At 46.5% G+C, this 12,602-nt stretch carries 10 protein-coding genes; 2 read left to right on the top strand and 8 right to left on the bottom strand.

Translation table 11 applies throughout. From position 1 onward, the window contains the following. Positions 1–7 precede the first annotated feature (7 nt). The 3 genes from phoB to phoU all read right to left on the bottom strand — a co-directional run bounded on the left by phoB (position 8) and on the right by phoU (position 2,452). Positions 8–703 carry a phosphate regulon transcriptional regulator PhoB gene (phoB, locus tag HH196_RS08905; RefSeq protein ID WP_169451771.1) on the bottom strand — a complete coding sequence of 232 codons (696 nt, stop codon included), beginning with the start codon at positions 701–703 and terminating at the stop codon, positions 8–10. 71 nt (positions 704–774) lie between these two features. Continuing rightward, positions 775–1,596, bottom strand: a complete 822-nt coding sequence (gene ubiA, locus HH196_RS08900) for a 4-hydroxybenzoate octaprenyltransferase (protein WP_169452368.1) — start codon at positions 1,594–1,596, stop codon at positions 775–777. Between the two features lie 136 nt (positions 1,597–1,732). Further along, the gene (gene phoU, locus HH196_RS08895; protein ID WP_169451770.1) at positions 1,733–2,452 is read right to left on the bottom strand and encodes a phosphate signaling complex protein PhoU; all 720 of its coding nucleotides are present in this window, start codon (positions 2,450–2,452) and stop codon (positions 1,733–1,735) included. Positions 2,453–2,659: 207 nt separating this feature from the next. Between phoU and ppk1 the strand changes: the two genes are divergently transcribed. Together ppk1 and HH196_RS08885 are read left to right on the top strand one after the other, a co-directional pair. Next, positions 2,660–4,729 (top strand): polyphosphate kinase 1, encoded by a 2,070-nt coding sequence (gene ppk1, locus HH196_RS08890; protein ID WP_169451769.1) that lies wholly within the window; start codon positions 2,660–2,662, stop codon positions 4,727–4,729. Beyond that, on the top strand, positions 4,713–6,218 hold the full coding sequence (locus HH196_RS08885; RefSeq protein WP_169451768.1) for an exopolyphosphatase: 1,506 nt from the start codon (positions 4,713–4,715) through the stop codon (positions 6,216–6,218). The genes ppk1 and HH196_RS08885 overlap by 17 nt, the downstream gene beginning before the upstream one ends. A gap of 2 nt (positions 6,219–6,220) precedes the next feature. On the opposite strand, the gene pstB is transcribed toward HH196_RS08885, so the two are convergent. The 5 genes from pstB to HH196_RS08860 form a co-directional block, all read right to left on the bottom strand. Continuing rightward, positions 6,221–7,063 carry a phosphate ABC transporter ATP-binding protein PstB gene (gene pstB, locus HH196_RS08880; protein WP_169451767.1) on the bottom strand — a complete coding sequence of 281 codons (843 nt, stop codon included), beginning with the start codon at positions 7,061–7,063 and terminating at the stop codon, positions 6,221–6,223. A 10-nt stretch (positions 7,064–7,073) separates the two neighbouring features. Then, the gene (gene pstA / locus HH196_RS08875) at positions 7,074–8,381 is read right to left on the bottom strand and encodes a phosphate ABC transporter permease PstA (RefSeq protein ID WP_169451766.1); all 1,308 of its coding nucleotides are present in this window, start codon (positions 8,379–8,381) and stop codon (positions 7,074–7,076) included. Beyond that, positions 8,374–9,756: a phosphate ABC transporter permease subunit PstC gene (gene pstC / locus HH196_RS08870; protein ID WP_169451765.1), complete on the bottom strand. Its 1,383-nt coding sequence runs from the start codon at positions 9,754–9,756 to the stop codon at positions 8,374–8,376. The genes pstA and pstC overlap by 8 nt, the downstream gene beginning before the upstream one ends. A 68-nt stretch (positions 9,757–9,824) precedes the next feature. Continuing rightward, positions 9,825–10,856: a substrate-binding domain-containing protein gene (locus tag HH196_RS08865; protein WP_169451764.1), complete on the bottom strand. Its 1,032-nt coding sequence runs from the start codon at positions 10,854–10,856 to the stop codon at positions 9,825–9,827. 164 nt (positions 10,857–11,020) lie between these two features. Next, positions 11,021–12,571 carry an inorganic phosphate transporter gene (locus tag HH196_RS08860; protein WP_211160776.1) on the bottom strand — a complete coding sequence of 517 codons (1,551 nt, stop codon included), beginning with the start codon at positions 12,569–12,571 and terminating at the stop codon, positions 11,021–11,023. Positions 12,572–12,602 lie beyond the last annotated feature (31 nt).

Genomic DNA, 12,602 nt, shown 5'->3' with positions numbered 1-12,602 from the left:
TTGGATCCTAAAGTTTGGTCGAGAAGCGATAGCCTGTTCCGCGGACTGTCTGAATTAAGTTGCCCAGGTCTGGCCCAAGTGCTTTGCGAAGCCGTCTGATATGAACATCAACGGTTCGCTCTTCCACGTAGACATTACCACCCCAAACCATATCGAGAAGCTGGCCACGTGAGTATGCCCTATCTTGGTGGGTCATAAACATATGTAGAAGTTTAAATTCTGTTGGGCCAAGGCTTAGTGAATTTCCAGCAGCATCGGATACGCGGTGTGAAACAGGATCTAAAATAATTCCGCCAACAGAGATTGAGCCCTCATCCTCTTCAGGTAAGCTTCGTCTTAAAACCGCTTTGAGCCGAGCAATAAGCTCTTTGGGTGAAAAAGGTTTGGTGATGTAGTCATCTATGCCGGCTTCAAGACCTTGAACCTTATTATCCTCATCTGCTTTTGCGGTCAGCATGATGATAGGGAGGTCTTTAGTGGTTGGATCTGAACGTAAGCGCTTAGCCAGTTCAATACCGCTTGTTCCAGGCATCATCCAATCCAATAGCATCATGTCAGGCTGCTCATCAACGACCATAGCATGTGCCGTTTTAGCGTCGCCTGCCTCTAGCGTTTCATACCCAGCTAACTCTAGGGCCATGACTATCATTTCACGAATCGCTGATTCATCATCGACAATTAGTATGCGTCTAGCTCGACTCATCGTCACTCTCTCACTGTTTTCGATGACTTCATTAAATGATGCTTTCATGACAAAAAGATGACAATAATCAGTTATATGGCGTAATCAATCGCAAGACCGATGAGGACCACCAGTTCTGCATAATGATTATTTAAAAAAGCTTGAAAACAGCGCATTCGATCACGGTCTCGAATCAGCCACTGTTGGTAAATAAAGAACACTACTGCACCTACAAGTCCAGCATGAAACCAGAATCCCAGCCCCGCGAGCTGGCCTATATAAATCAGTACGAGAATTGATGCAGCATGCAGGCCCGCAATTGCTATCTTGTCGTATTGGCCAAAGAAGACGGCAGTCGATTTAATGCCAATTTTCAGGTCATCATCACGGTCAACCATGGCATATTGCGTATCGTAAGCAACGGTCCAGAGTATCTTTGCTAAGAAGACTAGCCAGCCAATTAGCCCAACTTCACCTGTGGTCGCAGCAAAAGCCATTGGTATTCCCCAGCCAAAGGCCATGCCCAACACCACCTGTGGGAAGTGGGTGTAGCGTTTCATAAAGGGGTAGCTAAAAGCGAGCAACAGCGCGATGGGGGAGAGCATGATGGCTGCAGTATTGGTAAATAGAACCAGAACAAAAGCGACCAGCATCAAGCTTACAAAAAGCGTAATTGCCTCTTTGCTGGTGATTCTGCCTGCTGGTAAAGGCCGGTCTTTAGTGCGTTTAACGTGGCCATCTACTTTACGATCAGCAAAGTCATTAATAACGCATCCAGCAGAGCGTGTAACCCACACACCTACAACAAAAATGAAGAGAAGATCGAGTCGTGGAAAGCCCTCAGCAGCGATCCAGAGCGCCCATAGCGTTGGCCAGAGGAGCAAATAGGTGCCTATCGGTTTATCAGCACGCATAAGCTGCCAGGCGGCATGAAGTTTATCGGCAGTAATCACGGGAGCGCTCTAATTCGTATCTCATGCGAGATAGTATGAAGCGCGAAAGAGATGAAAACAACAAAGCCACCCTGAGGTGGCCTCTGCGGTCGTACAGTTATTCCCTCACCACCTTTTTGATCTCACCTGTATCCATGTGACGAACATCGGTGCCACTGACCTGATAGATAACCTGTTCTGCAAGGTTACAAGCATGATCGCCAATACGTTCCAAAGATCGGAGAATCCAGATGATATTGAGGACGCTGCTAATTGCACGTGAATCCTCCATCATGAAGGTAATCAAAGAGCGCATTGCAGATTGATATTCGCGGTCTACATCGTGGTCGCTTTTAACGACCTTGTAGGCAAGTTCAACATCACCAGTCTCAAATGCGACGAGAACGCTGTTAAGCATCTCAGTGACAAGCTCCCCTATGTGGCTCACCTCATGGAGGCTATTGGTGCGCCCATCATTTTTGGTCAGGTCGATGGCTTGCTTAGCGACGCGTGAAGCTTCATCGCCAATGCGCTCCAGATCCACAACTGCTCTGTTGATCGATAGCACCAAGCGAAGATCAACAGCCGCTGGCTGACGCAGAGCGATGATATGTTCACAGTCACGATCGATTGAGTTCTCAAACTTATTAGTCTTGTGGTCAAGCTGCTCGGTTAACTCAGCAAGGGCGACATCTCGATTTAAAAGCGCATGCAGAGAGTCTTTAACTTGCTGCTTAACAAGCATTCCCATCTCTAAGAAATCCGAGCGGAGTTTTTCTAGCTCTTCATTAAACTTATGCGAGGTGTGTTGTGAGTAAATATTGTTACTCTCGTTCATTTCTAACCCTCTTCTAAAGGCGTTTTAATATCGTTGACGAAGCAGTATTGCAGAGAAATGTTAGAGATTTATGACAGTGCGTTTGCATTTGATTTAAAGGGAAAATTTATCCTCAAAGGGTAGGCTTAGCTCCTCAGAAAACTTATGATGATTAATACCGAACAGACTTATCTATCGCATTGAGTCTAACTAAACCCGGAAGGTGTAATGCATCTATTTGAGAAAGAGTTAAGTTGGTTGTCCTTTAATGAGCGTGTGCTCCAAGAGGCTGCCGATACGAGCGTCCCTATTATAGAGAGGGTTCGTTTCCTTGGTATCTACTCAAGCAACCTAGACGAATTCTTTCGGGTACGTGTTGCTGATCTGCATCGCCGTTTACGTTTAGAACAAGCAGGCAAAGTGCAGCCGCAGGGTATGCCAGCAGAAGAGCTACTTGAACGTGTTAACAACAAGGTTCAGTCACTCGCGGTTAGATTCAATGAGATACATGTTGAGGTCATTAAAGGGCTGGTAAGACGCAATATCTTCCTGATTAACAACGATCAGTTGAATGAGAAAGAGGGGGAGTGGCTTCGTAAGTACTTTCGCGATGAGGTGCTACACCATATAACTCCGATCCTGATTGGCGACAACACAAAGCTTGCTAATGTCATGAACGATGAAGATGCATATTTAATGTGTGCACTTCATAACGGCGATAAGACACAGTACGTGCTGTTAGATATCCCATCGGATCAAACTAGCCGTTTCATTCAGTTGCCACGCATTAAGGGTCAGCGCCGCAAACCCATTATCGTTCTTGATAACGCGATTCGTTACTGTGTGAATGACATTTTCGACGGCTTTATCGAGTTTGAATCTGCAGAGATGTTTGCCGTAAAAGTGACCCGTGATGCGGATTACGACCTTGAACGTGACGTTGAGCTGTCGCTTCTCGAGAAGATGTCTCAGGGTATTAAACAGCGCGATACAAACCGTCCAGTCCGTCTGGTTCACGATGAAATGATGCCAGACTACATGTTCAACTACATGTGTGAAAACTTGGGGCTGGAGCCTGGGGTAGAGACTACGGCAAGTGGTCGTTACCGTAACTTTAAAGACTTCATTAAATTTCCAAATATGGGCCCGCGTTATTTGGAAAATGAGAAACTCTCAGCACTCAACAGCTCCCAATTCGATAGTGCAATCAATGTGTTCGATGCGATTAGTAAAGAGGATATTTTACTTCACTATCCCTACTACAAATTTCGTTATCTAACCGATTTTGTGCGAGCGGCATCCTTCGATCCGGCAGTTAAGCAGATTCAAGTTACCGTCTATCGTGTTGCGAACAATAGCCAAATTCTTAAATCGTTAATTGAGGCGGTTAAGAACGGCAAGAAGGTTATTGTCATCGTTGAGCTGAGTGCTCGATTCGATGAAGAGGCAAATATTGAGTGGGCACGTGAATTAACGGAAGCAGGCGTAGTCGTTGAATTTGGCGTCTCCTCTTTGAAATGTCATGCCAAAATTATTCATGTTATTCGCGAAGAGGAGGGTGAAGAGGTCTCCTATGGATACATCAGTACCGGTAACTTGAACGAGAAGACGGCCCGCGTGTACACCGACTTTGGTCTTTTCACTAAAAACCCAGAAATTACCTCAGAGCTAGCGAAAGTCTTTGATTTTATTATCAACCCTTACAAGAACTTTAAGTTTAAACACCTTCAGGTCAGTCCAAACTATAGCCGTGAGCCAATCTATGCGCTTATCGATGATGAGATCGAAGCCGCGCGTAACGGTAATAGGGCAGAGATATTCCTCAAGGTAAATAACCTGGTCGATGAGGGGTTGTCTAATAAACTTTATGAGGCCAGTGAAGCGGGTGTGAAAATCCGTCTTATCGTTCGAGGTATGTGTAACATTCAGGCGGGCATTAAAGGCCAGAGTGAAAATATAAAAATCATCAGTATTGTTGATCGATATCTAGAGCATTCGCGTGTCGCTCTGTTTTATGCTGGCGGTGAGCGTAAGATGATCGTCTCCTCTGCCGATTGGATGACACGAAATATTGACCATCGTATCGAGGTCGGTTGTCCAATTTTAGATAAGAACCTGCGCAAAATTATCAAAGATCAGATGGACTTGCAGTGGCGCGATAATATTAAAGCCCGTGTTTTGGATGCAGATCAAAGCAATGGTTATGTTAAGCGTGGCAACCGTAAGCGAGTGCGTTCACAAATGGCAATTTATGATTATTTAAAACAGTTGGAGCGCTCGCGTGAACGACAAGGTTGAGTCCGAAAATCGTCATTTTGCTGCTATTGATCTAGGATCCAACAGCTTTCACATGCTTGTTGTGCGTAAACTGCACGATGATGTCCAGCATCTCTTTAAACACAAAGAGCGTGTTCGCCTTGCTCAGGGTTTGGATGCCAAAAATAACCTCTCAGATGAGGCGATTGAGCGCGGCGTTGCTGTCCTGAAAACTTTTGCAGAGCAGCTCACCTCCTTTCCCAATTGCACGGTGCGCGTAGTCGGAACCCACACTCTTCGCGTCGCCAAAAATCGCAGTGAGTTTCTTGCGTTAGCTCGCCAGGTCTTTCCCTACGATATTGAAATTATTAGTGGTCAGGAGGAGGCGCGCCTAGTTCACCTTGGTGTATCTAGCTCTGAACATCTTGTCGGCGATACCTTGGTGATTGATATAGGCGGCGGCTCAACAGAGGTTGCTTTGGGTCGCGAGAGCTCAATTGAGCTAGGTCGTTCTCATACCATGGGGTCAGTTAGTTTTACTGAGGCCTTCTTCAAGAAGGGTGTCGATAAGGCATCCTACAAGCGCGCTAAACTTTATGCACAACAGCAGTTAGAGCGTTTTTCCGCACATTTTTCTGCTATCGGTTGGAATCAGGTCCGTTGTACTTCTGGTACAGCCCAAGCAATTGCGTTGGCCAGCGAAAATATCGGTTTTGAAGCGGGGAAAATCACTCCCGAATCGATCAAAGAGCTGCGTAAATTAGCCGTTAAAAATGAGTTATCAAGCAAGGCGACTAAGGGGATTAGCTCACAACGCATGCAGCTGTTCGTAGGCGGCTTAGCGATTCTTGATGCAGTATTTTCAAGCTTAGGTATAGAGGAGGCGAAGTTCTCTTCTGGTGCGTTGCGCGAAGGCCTGCTAGCTGAATTTAACTCTGCAGCAAGCGACCAACTGGATACACGTTCACGCGCGATCCGCTCCCTAATGGCGCGTTATCATGTTGATGTAGCACAGGCCGAGCGAGTCTCCGACACGGCGATTAAACTCTGGCGCCAGCTTGCCCCTGATTTGCGCTTGCCTGTGTTTACGCGGCGTTACCTTCAATACGCAGCGCTGACCCATGAGATCGGTTTAAATATCAACTCAAGCGGTTTGCAGAAACACTCAGCATATATCCTAGAACACTCCAACTTGGCGGGCTTTAGCTTCGACCAGCAGAAGCTTGTCGCGCTGATGGTTCGATTGCATCGTAAGAGAATCAAACGCTCTTTGGTGACTAATCTCGGCATGCTGTCGAAAAAGCACGCCGTTGCCTTAATCATCTTGCTGCGCCTCTCGGTGCTTTGGCATCTAAGTCGAAGTGCTGAATTTCCGGAGCTCCCCTCAGTCGAATTTAATGGTGAGCTTTTGACGCTCTCCATCAATGCATCGATAGGGGATGAATACCCACTCCTCATAGCTGACCTTGAGCGCGAAGAGTCATACTTGAAGCAGTTTGGTATTGAGATGCGCATAGAGTTTCAGCTCTGACCTTATCCGAAACGACCGGTGATGTAATCTTGGGTTAACTGGTGAGCTGGGTTGGTGAATATCTGCTCAGTTTTGCCAACTTCAACTAAATCACCAAGGTGGAAATAGGCGGTACGATCGGACACTCGAGCAGCCTGCTGCATTGAGTGGGTCACGATAACAATCGTGTACTGAGTCTTAAGCTCTTCGATTAACTCCTCTACCTTAGCTGTGGCGATTGGATCGAGCGCAGAGCAAGGTTCATCCATCAAAATTACCTCTGGGCTGACCGCTATAGCGCGAGCTATACATAGGCGCTGCTGCTGTCCTCCTGAGAGCCCCGTTCCAGGTGAGTCTAATCGGTCCTTAACTTCACTCCATAAACCGGCTTTCTCAAGTGCCGATTCGACTATGTCATCCAGCTCACTCTTGTTACGAGTTAGGCCATGAATGCGTGGGCCATAAGCAATGTTGTCATAGATCGATTTTGGGAACGGATTTGGCTTCTGAAAAACCATGCCAACACGAGCACGAAGTGGAACGACATCAACAGATGGGGCATAGATATCTTTGCCATCAAGTTTAATCACACCCTCAACTCGGCAGATATCAATGGTGTCATTCATGCGGTTAAGAGATCTAAGGAAGGTCGACTTACCGCAACCTGATGGGCCGATAAATGCAATCACCTCTTGTTCACCAATATCAATCGTTACATTTTTGATTGCATGTTTGTCGCCGTAATAAATGTTCACATCTCGCGCGGTAATTCTAGGCGTATCAACAAATACATTGCCGGTCGTTTTGGTTTTAAGTGTTTCCATCATTTTGTCCGCCGAATAGTTTATCTGTGTAAAACTGGTCATCTTGTAGTCCTTACCAACGTCTTTCGAGTTTTTTGCGCAGCGCTATAGCCGATGCGTTCATCGTGATAAGAAATGCCAGTAGAACAATAATTGCAGCGCTGGTTTTCTGAACGAACATTCGCTCTGGAAAGTCAGCCCACATGAAAATTTGAACAGGAAGTACCGTTGCAGGATCAGTGACAGCACCCGGAATATCCACGATAAAGGCAACCATGCCAATCATTAGAAGTGGTGCCGTTTCACCCAACGCTTGTGCCATGCCAATTATCGTACCTGTCAGCATGCCAGGCATGGCCAGCGGGATAACATGGTGGAAAATGGTCTGCATCTTCGATGCACCAATTCCCAGCGCTGCGTCGCGAATACTCGGTGGAACTGCACGAATAGCTGCACGCGACGAGATGATGATAGTTGGCAGTGTCATCAAAGCTAACACTATGCCCCCCACCAAGGGTACCGAACGAGGCATACCGAAGGTAACGATAAAGATCGCCAGCCCCATGATGCCAAACACCACAGATGGTACAGCTGCCAAATTGTTAATGTTGATCTCGATGATCTCAGTAAAACGATTTTTTGGCGCAATCTCTTCGAGATATACAGCCGCAGCGACCCCTAGAGGAAAGGCGATACTGACACAGATAACTAGGGTCAGAAGTGAACCAATGAGTGCGCCTTTAATGCCCGCCATTTCGGCGTCTCGGGATGCAGAACCAAAAAATAGATAGTCGCTTAACTCATAGCTAATCAGTCCAGAATCACTCCACTTATCGACGATTGAGATGGTGAAGTCATTAATGCGGCGGTCCGCTTCTGGAGTCTCTCTCTTTATGAAACCACGTAGCAGTGAGTCGATATCATCATCTAGCGCAAACTTAAGGGATTGGTTGGTGCCAAATTGTTCAGGATGTTGTTGAACGTACTCAATAAGGCGCAGTGAAGAGCCAGATGACAGCATTTTTCTTAGTGCTTTTTTGGTTTTACGCCCGCCCTCTTCGCCAATTGATTTAAGAGCGGCTTCTAGAATGACCTGGTCTGCTTCACCTGCAAACATTGAGACATCTGATAGGTCCCCCTGCGGATCCAAGCGAGTCCTATCGAGGTTAACTTCCAGCTCAACATAGTACTGAAACATTCCTGGCAGACCCTTACTTAGAATCCCAGAAAATAGAATGACCAGGAACGCGAGCGAGATGGCGACAGCAGATAAGCCTAGAAGGCGGAATCGCTTCTCTTTTTTCCGGCGTTGCACCAGTGATGCTTCGACCAGTGCGCTAGCCTCCTGAGGAGAGAGGCTTGTAAACGAACTTTTAGTCATATTGTTCCCTGTACTTCTTAACAATCTGCAGTGCGAAAAAGTTTAGACCTAAGGTCAAAATGATCAGCATTGTGGCGAGCGCGAAAGCAGAAAGAGTTTTGGCAGACTCAAACTCTTGATCGCCTACAAGAATAGTAACGATCTGAGATGTCACTGTTGTTACAGCGTCCAGTGGATTGAATGATAAATTTGCAGCCAAACCTGCAGCCATGACGACGATCATGGTTTCACCTACTGCACGTGACACAGCCAAAATAACCGCTGCGACAATGCCAGGAAGCGCTGCAGGGATAACGACCTGCAGAGTGGTTTCACTTTTAGTAGAACCAAGACCATATGCAGCATCGCGAAGTGATTGAGGCACTGCGTTTATTACATCATCTGAGAGTGAAGAGACAAATGGGATGATCATTACCCCCATGACTAAACCAGCAGCTAATGCAGATTCTGAGGAGACGTTTACCCCTAGAGAGTCTCCCCAAGTTTTAAGTGCTGGCGCGACGGTAAGTGCTGCGAAAAATCCATACACAACAGTGGGTACGCCAGCCAAAATTTCTAGAAGCGGTTTCACTGTAGATCGCACCTTAGGTGATGCGTACTCTGCTAAGTAGATAGCACTAGCCAGTCCAACCGGAACTGCGACGAAAAGAGCAATCGAGGATATTAAAAGAGTGCCTACAAACATTGGCAGCATGCCGTAGGTTGCCGTTCCGCCACCAGATCCCGCGCGTTCAGCGCCTTCAAACTGGGGATTCCACTCAGTGCCAAATATAAAATCTGTAGGTGGGACTAACTGAAAGAATCGGATTGTTTCAAAAATAACTGATAGAACAATGCCTACAGTGGTCAAAATCGCAATAGTCGAAGCGGCTATAAGACCAAACGAAATCAGTTTTTCAACGTTATTGCGGGCGCGGAAGCTGGGATCTATTTGTCGGTATCCATACACCCCCCCAATAACTGCAAGGGCTAGAACTACAATCGTCTTTAGGGTAGTAGAGATAGATGCCCATTGACTCCAAGCTTCGGCGGCCTGTTTGACCCAGAGTTCGGGCTCACCGAATTGAATACCGGCGATAAGGTTCTCAATCATGGCAAGTGCCACAATCTCCTTTGATCCACCCGCTTCAAGAGTGCTGACTGGATAAAAATCTCTAATCCAAATTTTGAATAGTTGAAGATCTATCGTTGACCAAAGAATTAAAACGATAGTGGCTGGGAAAAATGCAAGCGCTGCATTCCATAAACCATAGTAGTTGGTTAAGGAGTGGAACTTAATCCCTTGAACAAGCTCTGACTTCACAGACTTGTTGCCAGCAACGTAGAAGCCAATAGCAATTACAACAAGAGTGAGCAGTATTGATGTGAGTGTCATTTGGTTATCCAGACGTAGAAAAATCCGACCTGAATCACAGGTCGGATATCGATAAACCAGAGTCTGATTTACTTAAGATCACTTGCCTTAAGAACAGGTAGAGATTTCATGCGTGCAGCCATCTCTTCGCGTTCAGTTGTTGGCATTGGAATCATGCCTGCATCAGCAAGGATACCGTCCTCATCCCAGTACTTAGTCCATTCAGCCATGTACTCTTCGATACCTGGCACTACACCAATGTGTTGGTGCTTAACATAGAAGTAGAGTGCACGTGAAGCTTTGTAAGAGCCGTCTGCAATGGCTTCAAACGTTGGAGCAACGCCGCTTAGCTCAGAGCCCTGGATGCTGTCTGAGTTCTGGTCTAGGTAAGAGAAACCGAAGATACCGAAAGCATCTTTATCTTCCTGTAGTTTCTGTACGATTAGGTTGTCCTGCTCGCCAGCTTCGATGTACGCGCCATCAGTACGCATCGCACGACACTGTTTAGATTTTAGGCCTGCCGCTTTTAGAGCTGCTTTAGCATCTGCATCTTTGCCACAGTATGCTTTCTCGTTCACGATCTCTGCGAAAGATGCGCGAGTACCTGAAGTTGTTGGTGGGCCATATACGCGAATAGCGATATTTGGCAGCGCTGGGTTCACATCGTTCCAAGTTTTGTATGGGTTATCGACCATCTTGCCGTCGATAGCCACTTTGGCAGTTAGAGCTTTACCAAGATCTGATAGTGAAACTTTTAGCTGTGGCGCTGATTTAGAGTTAGCAACAACGATCCCGTCGTAACCTACTTTAATCTCAGTAAGTTTTACGCCGTTGGTATCACAGTACTCGAGCTCTTTAGTTTTCATGCGTGAAGAGGCGTTACCGATATCGATGAACTCAGTACCGATACCGTCACAAACACCTTTTTTACCAACAGAAGAACCACCTGATTCAACTACTGGAGTGTTGAATGCTGGGTTACGACCTAGACGCTCTGCAACGATCGTTGCGAAAGGAAGAACTGTTGAAGAACCAGCGATGCTCACATTGTCACGAGCCATTGCTGGAGTACTCATTAGAGCAGCTACTGTAGCCGCTGCGGTTGCAACACGTAGAATCATATCCAACTCCTTGTTTTAGAAATCTGAAGGTTGTTTCAATCACAACCTGTCTGATGTCTATTAGAAGTTTTCTCTGTTACAACTCTGTGAAGCGTTTATGACAATTTCATGATGATATAAAAATAAAAAAAGCCCCAGAAGGGGCTTTTAGAAGATGAATGGTTTTAGACCATTACACCACGAATTACGAAGAATAGGATCGCTGCTAGGCCGCCTGAAGCAGGTACAGTGATGATCCATGCTGCAGCAATTTTGTAGACTGCAGAACGTTTCACTAGTTCTTGCTTGTAAGCTTTCTTAAGCTGTTTGCGCTCTTTTTTGCTCAGTTCTGCAGAAGCTGTTTTCTTCTTCAGTTGCTTAAGCATTGCACCTTTCTCATCGATCGATGCATTCTCAAACTTAGCTAGGAACTCTTCTACCTCTTCCTGGTCTGCACCCTGGTGATGATCTTTGATTTCATTGATCATGCGAGCATGGCTAGACTTTAGGAACTCACGTAGGAAGCCAACGCCGAATACACCACCCACAGCGATGTGAGTAGATGACACTGGAAGACCGAGCTGTGATGCAACAATAACGGTGATCGCAGCAGCCATCGCAATCGAGAAAGCACGCATCTGATCAAGCTCAGTGATCTCAGAGCCAACAGTCTTGATCAGTTTAGGACCGAATAGGGCAAGACCCAAGGCGATACCGATAGCACCAATCATCATAACCCAAAGAGGAATGCTCGCTTTAGTTGAAACCCCGTGGCTCATGATTGCATCTGTGATAGCAGCTAGAGGACCTACAGCGTTCGCAACATCGTTAGCACCGTGAGCAAAACTTAGCAGTGCAGCAGCGAAGATTAGTGGGATAGTGAATAGTTTGTTTACACCTGCTTTGTCGTTATCGAGCTTGTCAGCGGCCTTGCTAACCAAACCTTTAACGATAACGTAAACAACAACCGCGATCGCAAGACCAACACCTAGAGCAGTCATGAAATCCAATTTGACGATCTTCTTTAGGCCTTTAAGCGCTAGATAAGTAGAGAACGCCCAAGCCATGATCATAATAAGAACAGGAACCATCTTCTTAGCCGCGACACGCATGTCTGACTTATAGGTAATGGTGCGTTTGATCAGGTACAAGAAACCCGCTGCGATTAAACCGCCAAGGACAGGGGAGATTACCCAGCTTGCCGCAATGGCGCTCATCTGGTCCCAGTTTGCGATTCCAAATCCGCCAGCGGCAATACCAGCACCTAGTACACCACCCACAATAGAGTGCGTTGTCGAAACTGGAGCACCGACAGCAGTTGCAAGGTTCAGCCAAAGCGCGCCTGCTAAAAGTGCTGCAAGCATTAACCAGATGAAGGTATCAGCATCACCAATCGCAGCAGGGTTGATAATCCCTTTACTGATTGTACTAACTACGTCACCACCCGCAATGAGGGCACCGCTCGCTTCGAAAATAGCCGCGATGATAATAGCGCCAGTCATCGAAAGAGCTTTAGAGCCTACTGCTGGACCCACGTTGTTCGCAACGTCGTTGGCACCAATGTTCATTGCCATGTAGCCGCCAACTACAGCAGCGACGATGAGCGTGAAGCCACCTGGGATGTCTGCAGCCTGTGCGCCGATATATAGAATGATACCAACCATGAATAGTAGAGCGTATCCGATACGCATCACATCTGATTGATTTGAAGCCGTCGCTTTTTCAAGCTTGTTCATCTGTTTAATGTCCAAGAGTATCTCCTCTTGT

Source organism: Marinobacterium sp. LSUCC0821, assembly GCF_012848475.1.
Classification (GTDB): domain Bacteria; phylum Pseudomonadota; class Gammaproteobacteria; order Pseudomonadales; family Balneatricaceae; genus Marinobacterium_E.
The sequence above is the reverse complement of the archived record's forward strand: the minus strand, read 5'-3'. Positions and strand labels throughout refer to the sequence as shown.